Genomic DNA, 24,688 nt, shown 5'->3' with positions numbered 1-24,688 from the left:
CTGTTGCATGGACTGTAACGCAAAAAGCAAAAAAGGCGCGTGACGCGCCTTTCTCGTTTTGCTATTTCATCAAGCGTATCTTGCTCGACGTTCCTTATGCTAGCTTGCGTGCTAGCCCGCGTTGCCGTTCACAGGCAGCCGCGGGTCGCCTCGATTACGCCTTCGGTTCCGGCGTACGCAAGCGGATGTGCAACTCGCGCAACTGGCGCTCATCCACTTCGCTCGGCGCTTGCGTGAGCAAGTCTTGCGCGCGCTGCGTCTTGGGGAACGCGATCACGTCGCGGATCGAGTCGGCGCCGGCCATCATCGTGACGATGCGGTCCAGGCCGAACGCAATGCCGCCGTGCGGAGGCGCGCCGTATTGCAGCGCGTCGAGCAGGAAGCCGAACTTGGCTTGCGCTTCTTCCGCGTTGATCTTCAGCGCGCGGAACACCTTGCTCTGCACTTCTTCACGATGAATACGCACCGAGCCGCCGCCGATTTCCCAGCCGTTCAGCACCATGTCGTAAGCCTTTGCGAGGCAGCGCGCCGGGTCCGTTTCCAGATACTCGAGGTGCTCGTCTTTCGGGCTCGTGAACGGGTGATGCGCGGCGACGTAGCGGTTGTCTTCCTCGTCGTATTCGAACATCGGGAAGTCGACCACCCACAGCGGCTTCCAGCCCGATTCGACGAGGCCGTTTGCCTTGCCGAATTCCGAGTGGCCGATCTTCAGGCGCAGCGCGCCGAGGCTGTCGTTCACCACCTTCGCGCGGTCCGCCGCGAAGAAAATAATGTCGCCGTCTTGCGCGCCGGTGCGCTCGATGATCGCCTTGACCGCTTCGTCGTGCAGGTTCTTGACGATCGGGCTTTGCAGGCCGTCACGGCCCTTCGCCACTTCGTTGACCTTGATCCACGCGAGACCCTTGGCACCGTAAATGCGCACGAATTCGGTGTAGCTGTCGATGTCGCCACGTGAAAGCTCGCCGCCCTTCGGCACGCGGATCGCCGCGACGCGGCCGTCTTTCGTATTGGCCGGCGTGCTGAACACCTTGAAGTCGACGTCTTTGACCGCGTCGGTCAGGTCGGTGAACTCGAGCTTTACGCGCAGGTCCGGCTTGTCCGAACCAAAGCGGCGCATGGCTTCCGAATACTGCATAACCGGGAATTTCTCTTCCAGCTCGACGCCGATCGTTTCCTTGAACACGTGACGGATCATCGCTTCGAACAGATCGCGGATTTCCTGTTCCGACAGGAACGAGGTCTCGCAGTCGATCTGCGTGAATTCCGGCTGACGGTCGGCGCGCAGGTCTTCGTCGCGGAAGCACTTGACGATCTGGTAGTAGCGATCGAAGTTCGCCACCATCAGCAGCTGCTTGAAGAGCTGCGGCGATTGCGGCAGCGCGAAGAACTGGCCGGGGTTGGTGCGCGACGGCACCAGGTAGTCGCGAGCGCCTTCCGGCGTGCTCTTGGTGAGCATCGGCGTTTCAATGTCGACGAAGCCCTGCGCGTCCAGATACTTGCGCACTTCGATCGCGACGCGGTAGCGCAGACGCAGGTTGTGCTGCATCTGCGGACGGCGCAGGTCCAGCACGCGATGCGTGAGACGCGTGGTTTCCGACAGGTTGTCGTCGTCGAGCTGGAACGGCGGCGTGATCGACGCGTTCAGCACGATCAACTCATGGCACAGCACTTCGATCTTGCCGCTTTTCAGCGCGGCGTTCGTCGTGCCTTCCGGACGGCTGCGCACCACGCCCTTGATTTGCAGACAGAATTCGTTGCGCACGCCTTCGGCTGCCTTGAACATCTCCGCGCGGTCCGGGTCGCAGACGACCTGGACGAGGCCTTCGCGATCGCGCAGGTCGATGAAGATAACGCCGCCATGGTCGCGGCGGCGGCTTACCCAGCCGCACAGCGAGACGGTTTGGCCCAGCAGTTCTTCGGTCACCAGACCGCAGTATTCAGATCTCATCGACATGATGTTTGACTTTCGTTTTGCATTAGTTGAACGGCGCGCCGCAGCTGAACACTGCGTGAAACGTTGCGCGCCGGCATTACAGCGGAGGCTCGACTGTCGTGCGGCGCACCGGCGCCGGCGGCGCGGACGGCGCCACCACGCCCATCGAGACGATGTACTTGAGCGCGGCGTCGACGGTCATGTCGAGTTCGATCACTTCGCTCTTCGGCACCATCAGAAAGAAGCCGGACGTTGGGTTCGGCGTAGTCGGCACGTAGACGCTGACGTGATCTTCCTTCAGGTGATTGATCACGTCGCCACCCGGAATTCCGGTGAGAAACGCGATCGTATAGGAGCCACGGCGCGGATATTCGATCAGAAGCGCCTTACGAAAGGCGTTGCCGCTGCTCGACAGCAGCGTGTCGGACACCTGCTTGACGCTCGTGTAGATCGGTCCGACCACGGGAATGTGCGCGACGACGACTTCCCACCACTTCACGAGCTTCTGCCCGACGAAGTTCTGCGTCAGCAGGCCGACGACAAAGATGAACGCCAGTGTCAGCACCGCGCCGAGACCCGGCAGCCGGAAGCCGAACACACGCTCCGGTTGCCATGCGCGCGGCAGCAGCAACAGCGTCTGGTCCATCGTGCCGATGATCAGACCGAGCACCCACAGCGTGATGGCCAAAGGCACCAGCACCAGCAGGCCAGTCAGAAACACCGATTTGAGTGTCGTTTTTTTCGTCGTCATGTGTACCGCCAGAAAGCCGCGCCGCCAAAGCGCTGCGCGGCGTGTGCGCCGCCCCCGAGGGCGGCAGTCCCACTAGGCGCTGCCTGAACTGCTAGCGCCTGCGCTAGCCGCCGGCGCCGCAGCGGGCGCGGCCGGCGTGGCGGCTGCGCTGCTGGCCGTGGCCGTGTCGGATTTCGCGGTGCCATTGCCGGCAGGTGCGGCAGTCCCGGCCGGGCTGCCGTTGGACGCACCGTCTGCGTCCGCCTTCGCCGGCGCGCTCGTGCCGCTATTGCCGCCGCGGAAGTCGGTCACGTACCAGCCGGAGCCCTTCAACTGGAAGCCCGCGGCCGTGACCTGTTTCCGAAAAGTGTCTTTCCCGCATTCGGGACATTGCGTCAACTGGGCGTCGCTCATCTTCTGAAGCACGTCTTTCCCGAAGCCGCATGACTCGCAACGATAAGCGTAGATCGGCATGACCTGTTCCCTACTGAAATCTTGTAAACGCTTGCAAAGCCTTGAATTATAGCCGCAAACGATAACGCTCCCCGCATTTTGGGGATAAGCGTCCGACGCGACCGCCGATGCGCCAGATGAGGGCGGCTATCGGGAAAATCAAGGGCCGCGCTGACGCCGGAAGCGCGCTACACCTCCCGCACGTAGCCGCTTCCAGTTGCCGCCATAGCCGCCCGCCGATTCCCCTCGCACCACGCTCACGCGCGGCGGCGCCAGGTTAGCCAGCGCTCGCGCCCCGCGAATACGGCGATCGAATCGGCCACGGGTTCGTCTTCGAGCAGTTCGAAAAAAGGCGTCAGCAGCGCTTCCAGTTCGCCACGCACGATGCCGAACGGCGGCCCCTTCGGCGTCGTGCCGAAAAAGAAGAATCCGGCGAGCAACGCGCCCGCCGGCAACAGATCCGCCATTCGACGCGCATAGTCGACGCGCCGCGCCAACGGCAACGCGCAGAGGAACGCCCGCTCGTAGATCCACGCCGGCCTGAACGGAGGCTCGTAGGTGAAGAAATCGGCTTCTTCCACGAGTTCTGCATGTTTCTCGCCCAATTGCGCCCGTGCCGCCGCGACCGCTGCCTGCGAGAAATCGATTGCCCGAACCGGGCTGCCGTGCTCTGCCAGCCAGGCGGCTTCATATGCGCTGCCGCAACCCGGAATCAGCACCGCCTCTCCGGTGTGCCGGCTCGCAAACGACTGAAACGCCGACGGCACACCCGCCTGATCCCACGGCATGAAATGCTGCTCGAACCGCTCGTTCCAGAACGCCGGCGAATTCGGATCACGGTTTTCGAAATCGGGGACTGGGGATTGGGTAGTGTCGCTCATCACGCGCCTCGCAAACTTATTAACTGCCGTAAGCCAGCGCGAGGACCACACGCGCAAGCGCCGCGCCGACGCCGACCGCTACGCCAAACAGCAGCAAGCCCTGCAGCAGCCGGTTAGTACGCTTCTGTTCGAGCAGGATCTGCCGGATCATGTCGTCGTTGCCGACCCGTCCGTGATCGTGCCGCTCGGCCAGCACATGATGGATCAGGCGCGGCAACTGTGGCAGCGTCTTGCTCCATTGCGGCGCTTCGATCTTGAGCCGCTCGTACCAGCCGCGCAGACCGATCTGCTCGTTCATCCAGCGCTCGAGATAGGGCTTCGCCGTTTTCCACAAATCCAGTTCGGGATCGAGCGATCGGCCGAGACCTTCCACGTTGAGCATGGTCTTTTGCAACAGCACCAGTTGCGGCTGAATTTCGACGTTGAAGCGGCGCGACGTAGAAAACAGACGCATCAGCACCTGACCGAGCGAGATGTCCTTCAGCGCGCGGTCGAAATACGGCTCGCACACCGCGCGAATGGCGCTTTCGAGTTCCTCCACGCGCGTGGTCGGCGGCACCCAGCCCGATTCCAGATGCAGCGTCGCGACTCGGTGGTAGTCGCGCTTGAAAAACGCGAGGAAATTTTGTGCGAGGTAGTTCTTGTCGAAGTCCGACAGCGCCCCGATGATCCCGAAATCCAGCGCGATATAACGGCCGAAGTGCGCCGGATCGAGGCTCACCTGAATGTTGCCAGGGTGCATGTCCGCGTGGAAAAAGCCGTCGCGGAACACCTGAGTGAAGAAAATTTCGACGCCTTCGCGCGCCAGCTTCGGGATATCCACGCCCGCCGCGCGCAATGTATCCACCTGGCTGATCGGCACGCCGACCATGCGCTCCATGACGAGCACGGTTGGCGTGCAGAACTCCCAATACATTTCCGGCACGAGCAGCAGATCGAGCCCGGCGAAGTTACGGCGCAACTGGCTGCCGTTGGCCGCCTCGCGCATCAGATCGAGTTCGTCGTGCAGGTACTTGTCGAATTCAGCGACCACCTCGCGCGGCTTCAGGCGCTTGCCGTCTGCCCACAAACGCTCGGCCCACACGGCGATGTCGCGCAGCAACGCGAGGTCCGAATCGATAACAGGCAGCATGTTCGGACGCAGCACCTTCACAGCGACGGCCTTGCCGGCATGCTGCCCGGCCTTCACCGTCGCGAAGTGCACCTGCGCGATGGACGCGCTCGCCACAGGCACCCGCTCGAAATCGTCAAACAGCACGTCGACAGGCGCGCCCAACGACTTTTCGACCAGCCCTATCGCCACCGCCGAATCGAACGGCGGCACCTGGTCCTGAAGCTTCGCAAGTTCGTTGGCGATATCGACCGGCAACAGGTCGCGCCGCGTCGACAATACCTGCCCGAACTTGACGAAGATCGGCCCGAGGCTTTCAAGCGCGAGCCGTAAGCGCACGCCGGGCGGCGCGTCGAACTTGCGGCCGATCGTGGTGATACGCAACAGCATGCGCACGCGCCGGTCGTTGACGCGGCCGAGCATCATCTCGTCGAGACCGAAGCGGATAACCGTGAAAAATATCTTGAGGAAACGCAGAAAACGCATGGTTGTGCCCGGTGACTAGCGCGTGCCGCGCAACGTGGCGGCGCCGCCCGGCACAACTGCGCCGTGGGCTTCGACCTTCTGTTCAAGACGCTGGATACGTTTTTCCACTCGCGCCAACGCGTCGCGGGCCCGCGCCAGCTCGGCATTGAAGTCTTCCAGCGCGGCGCGGCGCACGAGCTGGGGATTCTCGTCGAGCAGATACTCGGTGGCCGTATCGAGCAGATTGCGGCCGGTGCGCTGGACATGTTCACCGACGGTGCGCACGATCGACGCAACGCGCCACGCGGGGCCGTCGCCGATCAGCTTTGCGAGATCCTCTTCCGGCTCCCAGCGCAAATGCTCGGCAAGATGGGCAATGACCGTGGCGAACTCCGCGTCGCCTTCAATCTTCACGTGTTTCATGACGGCCGCCTGGCCGCCCTGCACGAAAGCAGGCAACGCGTCGGACGGGACCGAGATGGTCACGTCGAACTGTTGTGCGTCGCTTGCGCCGAGCGTAGTCAGATAGCCGTCCGGCTGCACCAGCAGCATCAGCACGACAGGTGGCGACGACAGTCTGGCGGTCCTGCCCGCATAAGGGGCGAGGCGCTCACGGGCCCACGATTCGCGGGCGAGCAGATGATTGACAGCAGCAGCGAAAGGCTTGGCGGCGAGGGTCATTGAAAGTGGCAAGAAAAAACCCGCGCAAGCGAGTGCTCGCGCGGGTTCCTATTGTAACGTCCGTTCGCTTCGCGGCTTGCTCGGCCGAACGGCTAACTGCGGGCCGGCCGCAGGCCAACGTTGCACGCGGACGCGGGCCAAGCAGCGCCGCGAGCCCGCGCCATCTCAATGCTGCGCGAGCTGCTGAATGCCCGCCAGCAGCCAGCCTTCGCCCGGACGGTTCGCCTTCGACAGGTTCCACACTTCGACGAACGGCTGCGCCGCCGCACCCGGCGTTTCGCGAATCAGGCCGGAGAAGCGCACGCTCGCGAAGTATTCGTTCGCACGTTCTTCCACGCCCAACAGATCGGCGTTGAGCTGAACGACGTCTGTCTGATTCGTTTCGGCGCCGCGTGAAGCGAGGTCGACGCGGATCTCCGCGAACATTTCCGGCGTGGTGAATTCGCGGATATCGTCGATATTGCCGACGTCCCACGCGGCCTGCAGACGAACGAAGTACACCTTCGCGTTACGCAGGAACGCTTCGGAATCGAAGCCCGCCGGCACACTCGGCGTTGTATTGATGGACGGCGTGGTCAGCGGATTGCCCTGCGGTTCCAGATACGAGCCCGTAGGCGGCGCGGTGTAGCGCGGCTCCTGCGTATAACCCGTGGCACCCGAATTCAGCGACGGCGACTGACCTGCGTAAGCCGGCTGCGACGTATCGCGCTTGCGGCCCATGAAGCGGCGGATCAGCCAGATGCCGACCATGGCGAGCAACGCAATGACGATGATATTGGCCATTGCGCCAGCAAACGCACCGCCCAGACCGAAGTGCGACAGCAGTGCTGCGATACCCAGACCGGCCGCCAGACCCGCGATCGGGCCGAGCCAGCGCGACCGGTTAGGTTGCGGGGCAGGCGCCGGCGCAGGTGCGGGCGCCGGTTGCGCGCGCTGCATGCCCTGCAGATTGGACGGGGAAGGCTGCGACGGCGCAGCTTGTTGCTGAACGGTGTTCGACTGACGGCCAAAACTACGGCCACCGCCCATGCGGCGAGCTTCCGCATCGAGCGAGGCGACGGAGCCGGCCACGATCAGGCCGACCATCGCGATCAGTCCGATTCGTCTCGCCAGCGACCGCTTCACCTTACGGGGAGATAACACGGCTGAATCGGACATTTTGGCACTTTCCTTTAAAAACGATGGGTTAGGAACCCTAGTATTTGGTCCCCACATGTAAAGCTACCACGCCAGCTGACAAATTGTAATATTTGACGCCGTCAAGGCCGGCTTGTTCCATCATTGTTTTCAAGGTTTCCTGATCCGGATGCATCCGGATCGATTCCGCGAGGTAACGGTAGCTTTCCGCGTCTTTCGCAAAGCGCTCGCCAAGCCACGGCAAGACCTTGAACGAATAGACATCGTAGGCTTTTTTCAACGGATCCCATACCTTCGAGAATTCGAGAACGAGCAGACGGCCTGCCGGCTTCAGGACGCGACGCATTTCCGCCAGCGCAACGTCCTTATGCGTCATATTGCGCAAGCCGAATGCCACGGTCACGACGTCGAAGTAATTGTCCGGGAAAGGGATCTTCTCGGCGTCGCAGAGCAGCGCCGGCGTGATCACGCCCTTGTCGAGCAAACGGTCGCGGCCTACGCGCAGCATGGATTCGTTGATGTCCGTGTGCCAGACCTCGCCGGTTTCGCCGGCCTGCTTTGCAAACGCTTTGGACAGATCGCCCGTGCCGCCCGCGATGTCGAGCACCTTGTAGCCCGGCCGCACGTTGGCTTGGGCGATCGTGAACATCTTCCACGCCCGGTGCAATCCGCCCGACATCAGGTCGTTCATCAAGTCGTAGTTGGCGGCAACCGAGTGGAACACGCCCGCCACCTTCTGCGCTTTTTCCTGTTCGTCGACCGATTGAAAGCCGAAGTGGGTTTTGCTCATCGCGCTTGTCCTTTCGCGTATTCTCAAATGTTGCGCCGCATCAGTGCAGCGGGTCAGGCGAATCGTATCAGTGACGGTGGCCGTGCGCAGCGCCAGGTGTAGGCATTGGCGCGTCGCGGTCGACGCCCGCCGCCGCGAGTCTGTCGAGATACGCGCGCCAGAGTTCGTCCTGACGCCGCGCCATGTCATAGAGCAGGTCCCACGAATAGATGCCGGTGGAGTGCCCGTCGGAGAATGTCGGCTGGATCGCGTAGTTGCCCACGCCCTCGATCATCGTGATCGTGACGTCGCGCTTTCCGGTTTGCAGCGTTTCCTGGCCGGGGCCGTGGCCCTGCACTTCCGCCGACGGCGAATACACGCGCAGCAGTTCGAACGGCAGCCGATACGATTCGCCGCCTGCGTACTGCAGTTCCAGCACGCGCGACTTGGAATGTACGACGACACCGGTCGGCACCGGGGTATCGGGAGTCAATCCGCTCATCATGGCCTCATTAGAAAGCGCCGCCGCACCACAAGTCGCCTTTGAAACGGCGCGGCGCGAAGGAATGGTTAGTGGCGCTCAGCCAAGAGCCTGTTCGATTTCCTGGCGCACCGCTTCGCGCAACAGGGTGGCTTGTGCACGGCGTGACGACAGCATTGCCTCGGACACCGTGCGCTGACGCGGCGCCCAGATGGGCAGCGGGAAATGCGCGTCGTTCGAGAAACGCGGAATGACGTGCCAGTGCACATGCGGCACCTGGTTGCCGAGGCTCGCGAGATTCACCTTGGCCGGATGCAGGATGCGCCGCATTGCGCGCTCCACGGCGTACACAGCCTTCATCACGCGATCGCGGCCAGCAGCGTCGAGGTCCGAGAACTCCGCCACATGCTCATTCCAGATCACGCGGCAAAAGCCAGGGTAATCGTGTTCGTCGGCAAGGACGACGCGCAAGGTGTCGTCCTGCCACAGCACATCGCCGCCATCTTCACGGCAAAAAACGCAGTCCATCGTCGTCCTCAGGCAAAAATCGTCAGTCGTGCCATTAAACCAGCACGCGCTCGATTCCGCCATTGTTCGCCCGCTGCACGTAGTCGACCATCCAGTCTTCTCCGAGCACATGACGCGCCATTTCGACGACGATGTAATCAGCCTCGATGCCCGCGTCTTCGTTGTAACGCGACAAGCCTTGCAGACAGGACGGGCAGCTCGTCAGGATCTTCACGTCGGTAGCGCCCTTGGGCTGCGGACCGTCGCCGGCCTTCAGCACCGAGCCGTTCCCCGCGCCCGCCGTGCCGGCCGATGCATTGGCCGGGTTGATCGCGTTCGCGCCGGCTTCGGCGAGCAGAGGAATGCCGCGCAACTTCGCAGCGCCCTTGCGGATTTCCTCTTCCTTGCGGAAACGCACCTGCGTCGAAATGTCAGGACGCGTGACCGCGAGCGTGCCCGACTCACCGCAGCAGCGATCGTTCTTCTCGATCTTGTAGCCGTCTTTCTCGGAACCCATCAGCGAGTTGACGAGTTTGACCGGATCCATGGTCTTGATCGGCGTGTGGCAAGGGTCGTGGTACATGTAACGCACGCCGTTCACGCCGTCGAGCTTCATGCCCTTTTCCAGCAGGAACTCGTGAATGTCGATGATCCGGCAGCCCGGGAAAATCTTGTCGAATTCATAACCGGCGAGCTGGTCGTAACACGTGCCGCACGACACCACCACCGTCTTGATGTCGAGATAGTTCAGCGTGTTCGCCACACGGTGAAACAGCACGCGGTTGTCGGTGACAATCTGTTCGGCCTTGTCGTACTGCCCGGAGCCGCGCTGCGGATAGCCGCAGCACAGGTAGCCCGGCGGCAACACCGTTTGCACGCCCGCTTCCCACAACATGGCCTGCGTCGCGAGGCCGACTTGCGAGAAGAGCCGCTCGGAACCGCAGCCGGGGAAGTAGAACACCGCTTCTGTATCGGCCGTGGTCGTCTTCGGATTGCGGATGATCGGGACGATCTTGTTGTCCTCGATATCGAGCAACGCGCGCGCGGTTTTCTTCGGCAGATTGCCCGGCATCTTCTTGTTCATGAAGTGGATCACCTGCTGCGTGACCGGCGGTTTGCCGACGGTTGCGGGCGGGTGCGCCGTCTGCTTCTTCGCAAACTTTTTCAGCACGTCGTTGCCGAGGCGCTGCGCCTTGTAGCCGATACCCATCATCGCCGTACGTGCGAGGTTGATGGTCTGCGGATTCGTTGCGTTGAGGAAGAACATGCCGGCCGCATTGCCCGGATTGAACTTCTTCTTGCCCATCTTGCGCAGCAGGTTGCGCATGTTCATGGTCACGTCGCCGAAGTCGATCTTCACCGGACACGGCGTCACGCATTTGTGACACACGGTGCAGTGATCGGCGACGTCGTTGAACTCGTCCCAATGCTTGATCGACACGCCGCGGCGCGTCTGCTCCTCGTACAGGAACGCCTCGACCAGCAGCGAAGTCGCAAGAATTTTGTTGCGCGGGCTGTACAGCAGGTTCGCGCGCGGCACGTGCGTTGCGCACACCGGCTTGCACTTGCCGCAGCGCAGGCAGTCCTTGATCGACTCGGAAATCGCCCCGATGTCGGACTGCTGCATGATCAGCGATTCGTAGCCCATCAGGCCGAAGCTCGGCGTGTAGGCATTGCGCAGATCGGCGCCTTCGAGCAGCTTGCCCGCGTTGAAGCGGCCGTGCGGATCGACGCGCTTTTTATACGCGCGGAATTCGCCGATTTCGTCGTCGGTCAGGAATTCGAGCTTGGTAATGCCGATGCCGTGCTCGCCGGAAATCACGCCGTCGAGCGAGCGGGCGAGCTTCATGATGCGCGCGACCGCCGTGTGGGCGTCCTGCAGCATCTCGTAATTATCGGAGTTCACCGGCAGGTTCGTGTGCACGTTGCCGTCGCCCGCGTGCATGTGCAGCGCGACGAACACTCGGCCGCGCAGCACCTGCTTGTGGATCGCCTGTGCTTCGTCGAGGATCGGCTTGAATTCGCCGCCATTGAAGATCTGCCGCAACTCGGCGCGAATCTCCTGCTTCCAGGACACGCGGATGGTGCGGTCCTGCGTGACGTCGAACACCGTGGCGCCGGCCTGTGTGTCGACGCGGTCGGCAAATTTCTCCGCGAGCGCTTCGTAGCCCAGACCGACCAGATAGTGCTGCGCTTCACGCAACGACAGATCGAGCTTGTCGCGCAGGAATTCCCAACGCGTGCGGACGCGCTTCAGCAGATCCAGCGCCTGCTGAACGCGGTCTTCCAGCAGTTCCGCACTCGGGATTTCATTGGCGTCGTCGCTCTTGCCGAGCGGCAGCTTGCCAGCCTGGAAGAACGCTTCGAGCGCGTCGACCAGTTGAAGCTTGTTCTTGATCGACAACTCGATGTTGATACGCTCGATGCCGTCCGTGTACTCGCCCATGCGGTCTAGCGGAATCACCACGTCTTCGTTGATCTTGAACGCGTTCGTGTGCTTTGCGATTGCGGCAGTACGGCTGCGGTCGAGCCAGAAGCGCTTGCGCGCCTCGGCGCTCACCGCGACGAAGCCTTCGCCGCTCTTGCCGTTGGCCATGCGCACCACTTCGGACGTGGCTTGCGCGACCGCGTCCGCGTCGTTGCCGACGATGTCGCCGATCAGCACCATCTTCGGGAACGCGTTGCGCTTGCTCTTGGTCGCATAGCCGACCGCGCGCAGATAGCGCTCGTCGAGGTGTTCGAGACCGGCGAGAATCGCGCCGCCCTGCTTCGACGTTTCGAACAGGTAGTCCTTGATTTCGACGATGCTCGGAATCGCCTCGCGCGCCTGGCCGAAGAATTCAAGGCAGACGGTGCGCGTATGCGCGGGCATCTTGTGCAGCACCCAGCGTGCGGACGTGATGAGACCGTCGCAGCCTTCCTTCTGCACGCCGGGCAAGCCGGCGAGGAACTTGTCGGTGACGTCCTTGCCGAGCCCTTCCTTACGGAAGACGCGACCTTTGATGTCGAGCGACTCGGTACGCAGCAGCTTCTCTCCCGGCGCATGGTTGCCGTCGAACCATTTCAGTTCGAAGCGCGCGACCTCGATATCGTGAATCTTGCCGAGGTTGTGATCCAGACGCGTGACTTCGAGCCAGTTGCCTTCCGGGTCGACCATGCGCCACCAGGCGAGGTTGTCGAGCGCCGTGCCCCACAACACTGCTTTCTTGCCGCCCGCGTTCATCGCGACGTTGCCGCCGACGCAAGACGCGTCGAGCGAGGTCGGATCGACGGCGAACACGAGCCCGGCCTGTTCGGCCGCCTCGGTCACGCGCCGCGTGACCACGCCTGCGCCCGAAAAAATGGTCGGCACCTTGCGGTCGACGCCCGGCAGTTCGGTCATTTCCACCGCGCCGAGCTGTTCGAGCTTTTCGGTGTTGATCACGGCGGAGAACGGCGTGAGCGGAACTGCGCCGCCCGTGTAGCCGGTGCCGCCTCCACGCGGAATCACCGTCAGCCCGAGCTCGAAACACGCCTTGATCATGCCGGCAATCTCGGCTTCGGTATCCGGCGTGAGAACGACGAACGGATACTCGACGCGCCAGTCTGTCGCGTCGGTCACGTGCGAAACGCGGGACAAACCGTCGAACTTGATGTTGTCTTTTTCGGTGACGCGGCCGAGCACCTTCGTTGCGCGGCGACGCAGATCGTAAGTCTTCTGGAATTCGCTTTCGAATTCGTCGACGGCGCGGCGCGCGGCCTGCACCAGCGTTTCGACACGCGCGGCACGGTCGACGCCCGCTTCATCGCCATGTTCGATCAGATCGGCGCGGCGGCGCTTCTCGATCTCCGACAGACGGTGATGCAACGCCTCGATCAGCATTGCGCGCCGTTTCGGGTTGTCGAGCAGATCGTCCTGCAAATACGGATTGCGGCGCACCACCCAGATGTCGCCGAGCACTTCGTACAGCATGCGCGCCGAGCGGCCGGTGCGGCGCTCCGCACGTAGTTCGGCAAGCGCCGCCCATGCGTCGTCGCCTAGCAGGCGGATGACGATCTCGCGGTCGGAGAACGACGTGTAGTTGTAGGGAATTTCGCGCAGGCGCGCTTCGGGATCGGCGACCACCGCAGCGGCGGCTCCGTGCGGATCGAAAACTTGAGGTGCGTTCATGTTTGGACGACTCGGTGGGTCAGTCCTGCGCGCTCATGGCGAGGCGCCGGCTGACGGTGCGCGTGGGGCGCAATGCTTGGAAATCTTCTTGGGGAGCGAAGCGCCACCGACGGCCTGCCCACGTCGGTCGCTTCGCGGCGCTCAGATACAGCTACACGATCGTGCGTGGCGGACAAGACGCTCCGCCGCGGGACAAGACTCACGCGGGGCGGGCATCAAGTGGGCGATCCGAGGCTGCCAGTGCATCTTCCGATCCTTATTCCAAAATGGAATTCTACCGCATCGGCCCGCCACGCGTTGCAGGCGGAAATCGGAGCGCGGCGGGTTCGACGGCGCCCAAGCCGCGCTGCGGCGCGGGCCGCGCGGCGTCGATGGTCCTCTATCGATCAGGCGACTTTTGTCATCATCAGCCAGAAGATGCCGACGAACGCAAAGAACGCGGCATGCGGGATGCTGACCGGCTACAAGGAACAGCGATCCACGGAGCTCATGATGTCCGACTCCGACACGAAGAACGCCGAGCATATCGAGCAGCAACCGGTGCCCGGCCATACCGAGAACATTCCCAGCGACGGCTCGGACGACCGGCGCGACGGGGAATCCGGGACTCATCGCCTGGAAGACGTCGCACCGGACGCGGGCCCCGACACGAAACCCGGCACGCCGCCCGGCACGCAAAGCGACGCCGACCGCACGCGCTCGCCGGACTGAGCACGACTTTCACCGATCAACATGACCAGGAGCCAATGATGACCAGCGAATCCGCCCGCCCGACGCCGCCGCGTCAAACGCCCAACGACCCGACTGCCGGCGACCGTCGCCTGTCCGACGAACAGAAGCAATCGGCCAGGAACGAACCCGCGCCGCCTAAGCCCGGTGGCGGCGCGAACCTGCCCGACCCGAAGGAAGTCGGGGAAGCCGGCTGAATCACATCTGCGACACGAAATCATAAGGAGAATCGCGATGGCAACCAAGCAACCCGCCGCATCCGCGGCGCTTCGGGCCACGTTCAGGCTGTTCGCCAACGGCGAGCGCGTCATTGCGCAAAATCCCGACGGCAAGCTGATCGACGTCGGCGCCATGGAAACGAAAGGCGACCGCTACACCGTGCGGCTCGACGTCGATCCGCTGGACCTGCAACCGTCGCATTCGGTCGACGCGGCGTTGCGCGCCGTCTCATCGCAGCTGAACTTCGATTACCTCGATGGGCTTTTCACGAGCGAGGGCCCGGTCGAATTTCACGGCGACCTGTTCGCGCTGCCGCATGTCGAATGGCAACTCGACGAACCGCTGCCGCGCGAACTCACCGACGGCAGGCCGCCGCATATCTTCTAGACCGCGCGCGGCGGGGCGCTGCCCGGCGACCTGTCAGGGCAGTGCGTGCGGCGTTGGCGCTATCATTGATGCTTTTCCGCCTTCCAGAGCGCATCGCGCCACCCGCATGGCCTCCCACGACTATCTGAAGAAAACCCTCACCGCACGCGTCTACGACGTGGCGCGCGAGACCGAACTCGAACGTGCGCCGCAACTGTCGGCGCGCCTGCGCAATCCGGTCTATTTGAAGCGCGAGGACAACCAGCCGGTGTTCTCGTTCAAGGTGCGCGGCGCGTACAACAAGATGGCGCATATTCCCGCCGAGGCGCTCACGCGCGGCGTGATCACCGCGTCGGCGGGCAATCATGCGCAGGGCGTCGCGCTATCTGCCGCGCGCATGGGCGTGAAGGCGATCATCGTCGTGCCGGTCACCACGCCGCAGGTCAAGGTCGACGCGGTGCGCGCGCACGGCGGCCCGACCGTCGAAGTCGTGCAGTTCGGCGAGTCGTATAGCGACGCCTACGGCCACGCAGTGCAACTGCAGGAAGAGCGCGGGCTGACCTTCGTGCATCCGTTCGACGACCCGTATGTAATCGCCGGGCAAGGCACGGTTGCCATGGAAATCCTGAGCCAGCATCAGGGCCCGATTCACGCGATCTTCGTGCCGATCGGCGGCGGCGGACTCGCGGCGGGTGTCGCGGCGTATGTGAAATCGGTGCGTCCCGAGATCAAGGTGATCGGCGTGCAGACCGACGACTCGTGCGCGATGGCCGCATCGCTGAAAGCCGGCGAGCGCGTCACGCTAAACGAGGTCGGCCTGTTCTCCGACGGCACCGCGGTGAAGCTCGTCGGCGAAGAAACCTTCCGCCTGTGCAGCGAATATCTGGACGACGTGCTGCTCGTGGACACCGACGCGCTGTGCGCCGCGATCAAGGACGTCTTTCAGGACACCCGCAGCGTGCTCGAACCGGCGGGCTCGCTCGCTGTGGCGGGCGCCAAACAGTATGCGGAGCGCGAAGGCATCGAGAACCAGACGCTGATCGCGATCACCTCGGGCGCGAACATGAACTTTGACCGCATGCGTTTCGTGGCCGAGCGCGCGGAAGTGGGCGAGGCGCGCGAGGCGGTGTTCGCGGTGACGATTCCCGAAGAGCGCGGCAGCTTCAGGCGCTTTTGCGAACTGGTCGGCACGCGCAGCGTCACGGAATTCAATTACCGGATCGCGCAGGCCGAGTCCGCGCACATTTTCGTGGGCGTGCAGATCAGGAACCGCAGCGAATCGGCGCAGATTGCGGGCGCGTTCGAGGCGCACAACTTTGCCACCGTCGATCTGACGTTCGATGAACTCTCGAAGCAGCACATTCGTTACATGGTCGGCGGCCGCTCGCCGCTCGCGCACGACGAGCGGCTATTCCGCTTCGAGTTTCCCGAGCGGCCGGGCGCGCTGATGAAGTTTCTTTCGTCGATGGCGCCTGACTGGAACATCAGCCTTTTCCACTACCGTAATCAGGGCGCGGACTACAGCTCGATTCTCGTCGGCATTCAGGTGCCGCAGACGGACAACGCGGAGTTCGAGCGCTTCCTCGCCACGCTCGGTTATCCGCATTGGGAAGAGACGCACAATCCGGTGTATCGGCTGTTTCTTGCCTGAAGTTCTGGATTAGAACGCGCATATGGCTCTCTCGCTTGTCGACAAACTGGTGGTGGCGATATCGTCGCGCGCACTCTTCGATTTCGAAGAAGAGAACCGCGTGTACGAAGAAGGCGACCTACAGACGTATGAAGCGCTGCAGCGCGACCGGCTGACGGTGCCCGCCAAACCTGGCGTCGCGTTTCCTCTGATCCGCAAACTGCTGGCGTTGAACACAGGCGGTCATCATGTGGAAGTGGTGATCCTGTCGCGCAGCGATCCAATCAGCGGACTGCGCGCATTTCATTCGTGCCGCGAACACGGGCTCGCCATCGAGCGCGGCGTCTTCACGCGCGGCCGTGCGCCGTTCGGATATCTGAAGCCCTTGAACGCGTCGCTGTTTCTCTCGGCTAATCAGGACGACGTGCGCGACGCGCTGGCCGCAGGTTTCCCGGCTGCACGCGTCCTGCCGGAATCGGCGAAAATGGCGAGTAAGTATCCGGACGAAATCCGCATTGCTTTCGACGGCGACGCGGTTCTGTTTTCCGACGAAGCCGAGCGCGTGTTTCAGAAGGACGGCCTGCGGGCGTTCGTCGGCCACGAGACGCACAACAAGGATTTGCCGCTCGCCGACGGGCCGCTCAAACCCTTGCTCGAAGCGCTTCACCGGCTGCAAAAACTCGCGGATCAAGCCGCGCCCATGCATATTCGTACGGCATTGGTGACGGCCCGCTCGGCGCCCGCGCACGAGCGCGCGATCCGAACCCTGATGGCCTGGAACATCGAAATCGACGAAGCGATGTTCCTCGGCGGCCTCGACAAGAGCGCATTTTTGCGCGAGTTCGAGCCGGACTTTTTCTTCGACGACCAAATTGGCCATTGCGAATCGGCCCGCGTCGTGACGGCGACCGGGCACGTGCTGAGTGGCATCGTGAATGCATCATGACACCCGAACAATCACCGCTGGGTAAGGCTTCCACTTACACCGAACAGTACGACGCCTCGCTGCTCTTTCCGATTGCGCGCAGCAACGCACGCGACGCGATCGGCATTGGCGCGCAACTGCCGTTCTTCGGCACGGACATCTGGAACGCGTATGAATTGTCGTGGCTGAATCAGCGCGGCAAACCGCAAATCGCGGTGGCGACCTTCTTCGTGCCCGCCGAGTCGCCGAACATCGTCGAGTCGAAGTCGTTCAAGCTTTATCTCGGCTCGTTCGCGCAGACTGCATTTGAGTCGATCGACGTGGTGCGCGATACGATCAGGCGCGATGTGTCCGCGTCTTGCGGTGCGACCGTTTCGGTTTATCTGACTGCGCCACACGATTTCGGCAAATTACAGATGGAAGAATTCGAGGGCATGTCGCTCGACCGGCTGGACCTGGACACGGACATCTACCACCCCGACGCCTCGCTGCTGAAAGCAGCGCTAGACGAAGCGCCTGTCGAGGAGACGCTGTTTTCGAATTTGTTGAAGTCGAATTGTCCGGTGACCGGCCAACCCGATTGGGGCAGCGTGCAGATTCACTACGTCGGCCCGCAGATCGATCACGCGGGCCTGCTGCGCTACATCATTTCGTACCGTAATCACACGGGTTTTCACGAGCAGTGCGTCGAGAAAATCTTTATCGATGTTCTGAAGGCGTGCAAGCCGGTCAAGCTCGCGGTCTATGCGCGTTATACGCGGCGCGGCGGGCTCGATATCAACCCGTTCCGCACCAACTACAACCTGCCGATGCCGGACAACATGCGGCTCGCGCGTCAGTAAGGCAGCGCGGTATCGCCGCGGGTTCTCACAGTCACGCGACCGCGGCGAATCCGATGCTTTACGCCGTCGGCTTCTTGTATGCGACGCAATCCACTTCGACCTTGCAGTCGATCACCATCGACGAAACGACACATGCGCGCGCCGGCGGATTGTCGCCGAAGTATTCGCGGAACACCTTGTTGAACGACGCGAAGTCGCGCGGATCGTCGAGCCACACGCCGCAGCGGACCACATGCTCCGCGCCGTAGCCTGCTTCCTTCAGAATCGCAAATACGTTCTGGATCGCCTTGTGCGATTGCTCGACAATTCCGCCGTTGATCACTTCGCCGTTTTCCATCGGCGTTTGCCCAGAAACGAACAGCCAGCCATCCGCTTCGACTGCACGCGCAAACGGCATATGTTGACCGCCCGTTCCCTTCCCGCCTTCAACGCCATATCGCTTCATCGTCATGCTCCTTAAAAGTTGGGCGCGCATGCTCGTTGCAGCGCGCGCCCTGGTAGATCGTTCGATCGGATAATCAGAATGCGCCCTGCGCGTCGCCTTTCGACGCCGCGCCGCGCGCGACGAAGTGCCCGGCGCGGTCGCCCGTCACTTCGCCGTTGCGGTAAGTCAGCACGCCGTTCACCCATACTGCGTCGATGCCGTCGGCCGCCTGTTGCGGCTGTTCGAACGTCGCTGCGTCGCGCACCTTGGCCGGGTCGAACAGCACGAGGTCGGCGTGATAGCCGATGTGCACCTCGCCACGTTGCGCAAGCCCGAAGCGCCGCGCCGACAGACTCGTCATCTTGCGCACCGCTTCTTCGAGCGGCAGCAAACCAGCGTCGCGCGCGTAATGGCCGAGCACGCGCGGAAACGCGCCCCACAACCGCGGATGCGGCAACGGATCGTTCGGCAAGCCATCCGAGCCGACCATTGTCGCGGGATGCGACAGGATGCGCCGCACGTCTTCCTCGGACATGTTGTGATAGACCGCGCCCGCGGGCTGCAGGCGCTTACCCGCTTCCTGCTGCGTAACGCCCCACTCGGCCGCAATCTCTTTGACGAGCTTGCCGGCCATTTCCGGATGCGGTTCCGACCACGTAATTGTGATGTCGATGTCGCCGGTGACCTGCTTCAGGTCGAGCGTCGACGAACTGCGGTTGTACGGATAGCAATCGCAGCCGATGGGCTGCATGCGCCGCGCGCCTTCGAGCGAGTTCAGCACTTCGGTGCTGCGTCCCCAGTTTGACGGGCCCGCGCATTTCAGATGCGAGATGATCACCGGCACGTGCGCGTGACGGCCCACGCGATACGCCTCGTCCATCGCGTCGAGAATCGCGTCGAACTCCGTGCGCATATGCGTGGTGTACAGCGCGCCGGCGGCGGCAAGCGGTTCGGCAAGCGCCATGACTTCTTCGGTCGGCGCGGCGAACGCGGAGCCGTAGGCGAGCCCCGAACTCAGTCCGAGCGCGCCGTTGGCCAGCGCTTCTTCGAGTTGCGCGCGCATGCCTTCGATCTCTTGCGGCGTGGCCGCGCGGTCGAGCCGGTCCATCTGGTTGTTGCGCAACGCGGTGTGCCCGATCAGCGCGCCGACATTCACGGCCGGACGCGCCGCGTTCACGGCTTTCACGTAGTCCGCGAAGCTCGGGTACTGGAACGCGTCGCGCTCGCCAAGCAGATTCATCGGGTCGGGTGGATCGCCCTTCAGCGCAACCGGCGACGCGCTAATGCCGCAATTGCCGACGATCACCGTCGTCACGCCTTGCGTGATTTTCGGCAGCATTTGCGGCGAGCGGATCACGTGCGTGTCGTCGTGCGTGTGAACGTCGATGAAACCCGGCGCCAGCGCCCGGCCTTCGGCCTCGATCACTTCTTCGGCGAGCCAGTTCGACAGATTGCCGATCGCGACGATGCGCCCGTCGCGGACCGCGACGTCGCGCTCGACAGGCGGCGCGCCTGTGCCGTCGTACAGCTGCGCGCCAACGATCAGCGTGTCGGCGGCTTCGGGATGCGAGTGCATGAATCAGTCTCCTAACGGTTGTCGATCGCCGCCGCCGCGGTGCGTGTCGAGCGCGTGCTTCATGCGGCGTAGCAATTCGCGGCTCTCGTCACCTTGACTGACGGCAAGTTCGGTGACGAGCACATCGAGTGCCATCATCATTGCGTAACGCGACGACGACGGCTTGTAAATGAAGTCTGTCTCAAACGCGACGATCGGAATGACCCAGTCGGCCAGCTTCGCCAACGGCGACGCCGGGGCGGTCAGTGCGATCACCGTTGCGCCGTAGCTGCGCGCGATCTTGCAGTTCTCTACCATCTCCGGCACGCGGCCCGTGGTGGACAGCGCGATCACGACGCTGTCGCGCGACACAGTGCTCGCGACCATGCGCTGCAACAAGCCGTCCTGATAAGTGGCCGCAGGCCGGCCCAGCCGCACCAGTCTAAAACGCATTTCGTCGGCGAGCGCGGTCGAGCCGCCGCCCATGCCGAACACATAGATCATGCGCGCGGCCCGCAGCGCTGCTGCGGCGCCCCCAAGCGGCGCCTGGCGCAACAGTTGATGATTGTGCGCGAGCGCCGTCTGCAATTCGTCGAACACGCGGGTTGCGATGTGCTCGGGCGCGTCGTTCGCGGTGCCCGGCTGCAAGAAGCGCTGACCAACGGCCGCCGCCTGTGCTAGCCGCAACTTCAGTTCGCGGACGTCGCGGCAGCCCACCGCCTTGGCGAACCGCGTGACGGTCGCGACGCTCACCTGCGCCTGCTGCGCGAGCGCGCCGATGCTGGCGCGCGATGCGCTCATCAGATCGTCGAGGATCAGCGCGGCGACTTTGCGTTCAGCCGAACGCAGCCCCGGCGCGCATTCGGCGATGCGTGCGACGATGTCGAATGCCAGCGGTTCGGCGGTTGAGTTCATTGCAGCCCGGTGAGCACCGCTGCCAAGGCTCGCAACGGCTGCAGGTAAATCACAGCACGAGTGCGGGCCCTGGCGTGGTACTAAATAACATTTCTTCGCCCATCGTACTTTCGGTAACATGTTAAAGTCAACTTCGATGCAATTTAACCGGACGATGGAGCAGGAGACATGAAAGTTACAAACTATCAGGGCGCTACGATTGATCCTTATAGCAAGGGCTTGGGCATGGTTCCGGGCGCCAGCATCCAGCTCACAGATGCTGCGCGTCTCGAGTGGAATCTGCTGAACGAAGACGTGAGCCTGCCCGCCGCTGTGCTCTACGCCGATCGCGTCGAGCACAATTTGAATTGGATGCAGGCGTTCGTTGCCGAATACGGCGTCAAGCTCGCGCCGCACGGCAAGACGACAATGGCGCCGCAACTGTTCCGCCGTCAGCTGGAAACCGGCGCGTGGGGCATCACGCTCGCCACCGCGCATCAGGTTCGCGCGGCTTATCACGGCGGCGTCTCGCGGGTGCTGATGGCGAATCAGCTGGTTGGCCGCCGCAACATGATGATGGTCGCCGAGCTGCTGAGCGATCCGGACTTCGAGTTCTTTTGCCTCGTCGATTCAGTCGATGGCGTCGAGCAGTTGGGGCAGTTCTTCAAGTCTGTGAAAAAGCCATTGCAAGTCCTGCTCGAGCTCGGCGTGGTGGGCGGCCGCACGGGCGTGCGCGACGAAGCGCAGCGCAACGCGGTGCTCGAAGCAATCGCGCGTTATCCCGATGTGCTCAAGCTGGCCGGCGTAGAGCTATACGAAGGCGTGCTGAAGGAAGAACACGAAGTCCGCGAGTTTCTGCAAAGCGCGGTCGCGGTCACACGCGCGCTCCTCGACGAAGGACGTTTCGATCGCACGCCGGCTATCCTGTCGGGCGCGGGTTCCGCATGGTACGACGTGGTCGCCGAGGAATTCGTGAAGGCGTCGGAGACAGGCAAGGTCGAGGTCGTGCTGCGTCCCGGCTGCTATCTGACACATGACGTCGGCATTTACCGCAAAGCGCAGACCGATATCTTCGCGCGCAATCCGGTCGCGAAAAAGATGGGCGAAGGCTTGCTGCCTGCATTGCAATTGTGGGCCTATGTGCAGTCGATTCCCGAACCGGATCGCGCGATCATCGGTCTCGGCAAGCGTGACTCCGCATTCGACGCGGGCCTGCCCGAACCGGCCCGCCATTATCGGCCGGGCAATCCGGCGCCGCGCGACATAGCGGCGAGCGAAGGATGGGAGGTTTTCGGCCTGATGGATCAGCACGCGTACTTGCGGATCCCCGCGGGCGCCGATGTGAAAGTCGGTGACATGATCGCGTTCGACATCTCGCACCCGTGCCTGACTTTTGATAAGTGGCGTCAGGTGCTGGTGCTCGACTCCGCTTATCGCGTTACCGAGGTGATCGAAACGTTCTTCTGATTGTTCTGGTGTTTCGAGGGCGGCGAGCGGCGTTGGGATGGGACCCGCCGCTTGGGCTCTTAACTGTCTGCTCGCTGCGTCAATCGACAACCGTCAAGCACGTTGCTTCACGGCGAGCCGATCGACCGGCGGCTGCCTGTCGTCAGCAGTGACGTCGTCGGTTGCTTCTCCGGCGTTTGCTGCCGACACCACTTCGCCAATTCTCGCCTCCAGCATTTTCAGCGCGCCGGACAGCGCGTTCAGCGCATCGTCCGGCAGCGCGGCCATTGTGTCGTGCAAAAAAGCGTTGCGGCGCGGCAAGCTCGCTTCGGTTGCGGACAAGCCCGCTTCGGTCAGGCGTACGTTGGTCACGCGGTTATCGCGCGAGTCCATGCTGCGCGCGATCCAGCCCAATCCTTCGAGCGCTTTCAACTGGCGGGTCAATGCGCCGGGATCGACCCGCAAGCGTTCCACAAGCCGCTTCTGCGACGACTCGCCAGACTGCTCATGCAGCGCGAGCATGATGCGCCAGCGCGGCAGCGGATGGCCGACTTGCGCCTCGAACGCCGACATGAACGTACGGTACGTGCGTCCAAATTGCTGCATGACGGCTATGCGGTCCTGTTCTTCCATGATGGTTCAGTGAAACTCAAAAGCTGAAATCAGTCGGCGTGAATCACCGGCTCCAGTTTGCGCTGAAGCTTGATCGGCGGAACACGGCGGCTTTGCCATACCGACACCACGGCGATGATGGCCGCCATCGCCAAACCTAAATGAATTGCGGCGACGAGCGTTTCGCGCGCGCTCTCCAGAAGCATGGCACCGTTGTGCCCGGCTTGTGCGAGCTCGCTGAGCAAGCGTGCCTGTGCTTCGTGATTGATCAGAATCTGTGGATCGCCCAGGTCTGAGAACCATTGCGATGCGCGCTCGCTGTCAAGCGCGCTGCGCACGCCGCTCGCGTACATATGACTGACGAGCGTTCCGGTGAGCGCCGTGCCGATCATGCCGCCGATCATCCGCAGCGATTGCAGCAGCGCGGTTGCGATGCCGAGATGCTCGCGACCGGCCGTCTGCTGCGCGAAGATCGTCAGGTTCGGCATCACGAAACCGAGGCCGAGCCCGCCGAGCACCATGAACGACATGAGTAGCCACTGCGGCATGGAACGGGTTGCGACGACCACGCCCAGACACGCGAGCGCGAGCAGCGCGAAGCCGACATACAGCATCAGATTCGGATTGCGCACGCGCGAAATGACGCGCCCGTTGGTAATGCTGCCGATCGTGATGAACACGACGAGTGGCGTGATGACGAGGCCCGCCTCCTTCGGCGACATGCCAAAGCCGCCCTGGAACAGCAGCGGCGCGTAGAAGAGCAGCGAGAACATCGTGAAGCCACCGAGCACCGCCAGCGTAAATAGCGCGGCGAGACTCGGATTGCGGAACATGTCGACGGGAAGGATTGCCGTTGGGCAGCGCTTCTCCCATTGCCACAGTGCATACGCCGAGGCGATGCTCAGCACGAGCAACGCGCATGCGCTCAATGTGAACCCATGCTTCGGCAGCAATTCGACGAACAGTTGCAGCGAGCCGAGCGCCACCGCGATCAGCACGGCGCCGGGCCAGTCGAGCCGCATCTTGCCTTCATGCTCCACATGTCGCAGATGCGGCAGAAAGCGCCACACGAAGAACAGCGACAGCAGGCCGACCGGCAGATTCACGTAGAAGACGGAGCGCCAGCCGTAGTACTGCGTCAGGAAGCCGCCAAGCGATGGACCGATAGCATTGGCAATGCCGAATGCCGAACTCATCAGCACCTGCCAGCGCAGACGCACGACGGAGTCCGGAAAAAGATCGGCAATACACGCGAAGGCTGTGCCGACCAGCATGCCGCCGCCGATGCCCTGCAAGCCGCGGGCGAGAACGAGAAACAGCATGTTGTTCGCGACGCCACACAACACGGACGCGCCGGTGAACACGATGATCGACGCGATCACGAAGGGCTTGCGTCCGTAATAGTCGCCGAGGCGCCCGAAAATCGGCACGGTGATCACCGACGTGAGCAGATACGACGTCGCGACCCACGCATAAAGCTCGAAACCCTTGAGTTCGGCGACGATCGTAGGCAGCGCGGTGCCGACCACGGTCTGGTCGAGCGCGACCAGCATGGTGACGAACGAGATGCCGAGCATCGCGAGAAGCGATTCCCGGAACGGTAAGACTTGCCCACTCGAATGGTGGGCTGCGGTGTGCACGGCCATTTTTGATGGAGCAACAGTTGACTCGTCAAACGATTGGGAATCATACCATGCGTTCGCGCTCTAAGCAGGACGGTCCGGCGCGCGACGCGGTGCCCCGATTGA

23 protein-coding genes are annotated in these 24,688 nt (G+C 62.8%); 7 read left to right on the top strand and 16 right to left on the bottom strand.

Annotated features, from left to right (window positions below; translation table 11 throughout):
• Positions 1 to 154: 154 nt before the first annotated feature.
• From aspS to OH764_RS01885, 11 genes are all read right to left on the bottom strand, one after another.
• Positions 155 to 1,954 carry an aspartate--tRNA ligase family protein gene (gene aspS / locus OH764_RS01935; RefSeq protein WP_498847834.1) on the bottom strand — a complete coding sequence of 600 codons (1,800 nt, stop codon included), beginning with the start codon at positions 1,952 to 1,954 and terminating at the stop codon, positions 155 to 157.
• 76 nt (positions 1,955 to 2,030) lie between these two features.
• Positions 2,031 to 2,684: a DUF502 domain-containing protein gene (locus tag OH764_RS01930; protein WP_020069630.1), complete on the bottom strand. Its 654-nt coding sequence runs from the start codon at positions 2,682 to 2,684 to the stop codon at positions 2,031 to 2,033.
• A gap of 72 nt (positions 2,685 to 2,756) precedes the next feature.
• A complete protein-coding gene (locus OH764_RS01925; protein ID WP_498847833.1) occupies positions 2,757 to 3,137 on the bottom strand; it encodes an FmdB family zinc ribbon protein in 381 nt (126 codons plus the stop codon).
• Positions 3,138 to 3,373: 236 nt separating this feature from the next.
• The gene (locus OH764_RS01920; protein ID WP_498847832.1) at positions 3,374 to 3,997 is read right to left on the bottom strand and encodes a class I SAM-dependent methyltransferase; all 624 of its coding nucleotides are present in this window, start codon (positions 3,995 to 3,997) and stop codon (positions 3,374 to 3,376) included.
• A 19-nt stretch (positions 3,998 to 4,016) separates the two neighbouring features.
• Positions 4,017 to 5,594, bottom strand: a complete 1,578-nt coding sequence (gene ubiB, locus OH764_RS01915; protein WP_020069627.1) for a ubiquinone biosynthesis regulatory protein kinase UbiB — start codon at positions 5,592 to 5,594, stop codon at positions 4,017 to 4,019.
• Positions 5,595 to 5,609: 15 nt separating this feature from the next.
• The gene (locus OH764_RS01910; protein ID WP_498847831.1) at positions 5,610 to 6,254 is read right to left on the bottom strand and encodes a ubiquinone biosynthesis accessory factor UbiJ; all 645 of its coding nucleotides are present in this window, start codon (positions 6,252 to 6,254) and stop codon (positions 5,610 to 5,612) included.
• Positions 6,255 to 6,419: 165 nt separating this feature from the next.
• Entirely contained in the window at positions 6,420 to 7,412 is a 993-nt protein-coding gene (locus OH764_RS01905; protein WP_498847830.1) for a Tim44 domain-containing protein, read from the bottom strand.
• A 37-nt stretch (positions 7,413 to 7,449) separates the two neighbouring features.
• Positions 7,450 to 8,181, bottom strand: a complete 732-nt coding sequence (gene ubiE / locus OH764_RS01900) for a bifunctional demethylmenaquinone methyltransferase/2-methoxy-6-polyprenyl-1,4-benzoquinol methylase UbiE (RefSeq protein WP_020069624.1) — start codon at positions 8,179 to 8,181, stop codon at positions 7,450 to 7,452.
• A 67-nt stretch (positions 8,182 to 8,248) separates the two neighbouring features.
• Positions 8,249 to 8,662, bottom strand: coding sequence for a gamma-butyrobetaine hydroxylase family protein (locus OH764_RS01895; protein ID WP_498847829.1), 414 nt, complete (start codon positions 8,660 to 8,662; stop codon positions 8,249 to 8,251).
• A gap of 78 nt (positions 8,663 to 8,740) precedes the next feature.
• Positions 8,741 to 9,169 carry an HIT family protein gene (locus OH764_RS01890; protein ID WP_201702232.1) on the bottom strand — a complete coding sequence of 143 codons (429 nt, stop codon included), beginning with the start codon at positions 9,167 to 9,169 and terminating at the stop codon, positions 8,741 to 8,743.
• Between the two features lie 34 nt (positions 9,170 to 9,203).
• Entirely contained in the window at positions 9,204 to 13,298 is a 4,095-nt protein-coding gene (locus OH764_RS01885; protein ID WP_498847828.1) for a DUF3683 domain-containing protein, read from the bottom strand.
• Between the two features lie 417 nt (positions 13,299 to 13,715).
• Between OH764_RS01885 and OH764_RS01880 the strand changes: the two genes are divergently transcribed.
• The 6 genes from OH764_RS01880 to queF all read left to right on the top strand — a co-directional run bounded on the left by OH764_RS01880 (position 13,716) and on the right by queF (position 18,009).
• Positions 13,716 to 14,009 carry an MARCKS-like protein gene (locus tag OH764_RS01880; protein ID WP_498847827.1) on the top strand — a complete coding sequence of 98 codons (294 nt, stop codon included), beginning with the start codon at positions 13,716 to 13,718 and terminating at the stop codon, positions 14,007 to 14,009.
• A 38-nt stretch (positions 14,010 to 14,047) separates the two neighbouring features.
• Positions 14,048 to 14,224 carry a hypothetical protein gene (locus tag OH764_RS01875; protein ID WP_020069619.1) on the top strand — a complete coding sequence of 59 codons (177 nt, stop codon included), beginning with the start codon at positions 14,048 to 14,050 and terminating at the stop codon, positions 14,222 to 14,224.
• Positions 14,225 to 14,261: 37 nt separating this feature from the next.
• Positions 14,262 to 14,633 carry a hypothetical protein gene (locus OH764_RS01870; protein WP_020069618.1) on the top strand — a complete coding sequence of 124 codons (372 nt, stop codon included), beginning with the start codon at positions 14,262 to 14,264 and terminating at the stop codon, positions 14,631 to 14,633.
• Between the two features lie 106 nt (positions 14,634 to 14,739).
• Positions 14,740 to 16,263, top strand: coding sequence for a threonine ammonia-lyase (gene ilvA / locus OH764_RS01865; protein ID WP_498847826.1), 1,524 nt, complete (start codon positions 14,740 to 14,742; stop codon positions 16,261 to 16,263).
• Between the two features lie 22 nt (positions 16,264 to 16,285).
• Positions 16,286 to 17,188 (top strand): 5'-nucleotidase, encoded by a 903-nt coding sequence (locus tag OH764_RS01860; RefSeq protein ID WP_020066925.1) that lies wholly within the window; start codon positions 16,286 to 16,288, stop codon positions 17,186 to 17,188.
• Positions 17,185 to 18,009 carry an NADPH-dependent 7-cyano-7-deazaguanine reductase gene (gene queF / locus OH764_RS01855; protein WP_498847825.1) on the top strand — a complete coding sequence of 275 codons (825 nt, stop codon included), beginning with the start codon at positions 17,185 to 17,187 and terminating at the stop codon, positions 18,007 to 18,009. Before OH764_RS01860 ends, queF begins: the two co-directional genes overlap by 4 nt.
• Before the next feature lie 58 nt (positions 18,010 to 18,067).
• On the opposite strand, the gene OH764_RS01850 is transcribed toward queF, so the two are convergent.
• From OH764_RS01850 to OH764_RS01840, 3 genes are all read right to left on the bottom strand, one after another.
• Positions 18,068 to 18,454: a RidA family protein gene (locus OH764_RS01850; protein WP_020066927.1), complete on the bottom strand. Its 387-nt coding sequence runs from the start codon at positions 18,452 to 18,454 to the stop codon at positions 18,068 to 18,070.
• Positions 18,455 to 18,527: 73 nt separating this feature from the next.
• A complete protein-coding gene (locus OH764_RS01845; RefSeq protein ID WP_498847824.1) occupies positions 18,528 to 20,009 on the bottom strand; it encodes an N-acyl-D-amino-acid deacylase family protein in 1,482 nt (493 codons plus the stop codon).
• 3 nt (positions 20,010 to 20,012) lie between these two features.
• Complete coding sequence (locus tag OH764_RS01840; protein WP_498847823.1) at positions 20,013 to 20,903, bottom strand: MurR/RpiR family transcriptional regulator; 891 nt, start codon at positions 20,901 to 20,903, stop codon at positions 20,013 to 20,015.
• A 168-nt stretch (positions 20,904 to 21,071) separates the two neighbouring features.
• On the opposite strand from OH764_RS01840, the gene OH764_RS01835 reads away from it, so the two are divergent.
• Entirely contained in the window at positions 21,072 to 22,349 is a 1,278-nt protein-coding gene (locus tag OH764_RS01835; RefSeq protein WP_498847822.1) for an amino acid deaminase, read from the top strand.
• A gap of 93 nt (positions 22,350 to 22,442) precedes the next feature.
• Here the strand turns inward: OH764_RS01835 and OH764_RS01830 are convergent, their stop codons facing one another.
• Both OH764_RS01830 and OH764_RS01825 read right to left on the bottom strand, forming a co-directional pair.
• Positions 22,443 to 22,961, bottom strand: coding sequence for a MarR family winged helix-turn-helix transcriptional regulator (locus tag OH764_RS01830; protein WP_498847821.1), 519 nt, complete (start codon positions 22,959 to 22,961; stop codon positions 22,443 to 22,445).
• A 29-nt stretch (positions 22,962 to 22,990) separates the two neighbouring features.
• Positions 22,991 to 24,586 carry an MDR family MFS transporter gene (locus OH764_RS01825; protein ID WP_498847820.1) on the bottom strand — a complete coding sequence of 532 codons (1,596 nt, stop codon included), beginning with the start codon at positions 24,584 to 24,586 and terminating at the stop codon, positions 22,991 to 22,993.
• Positions 24,587 to 24,688: the final 102 nt, after the last annotated feature.

This window comes from Burkholderia sp. M6-3 (assembly GCF_050858985.1).
GTDB classification, from domain to species: Bacteria; Pseudomonadota; Gammaproteobacteria; order Burkholderiales; family Burkholderiaceae; genus Paraburkholderia; species Paraburkholderia caledonica.
Note: the sequence above shows the minus strand (reverse complement) of the source record. Positions and strands in the feature narration are given on the sequence as shown.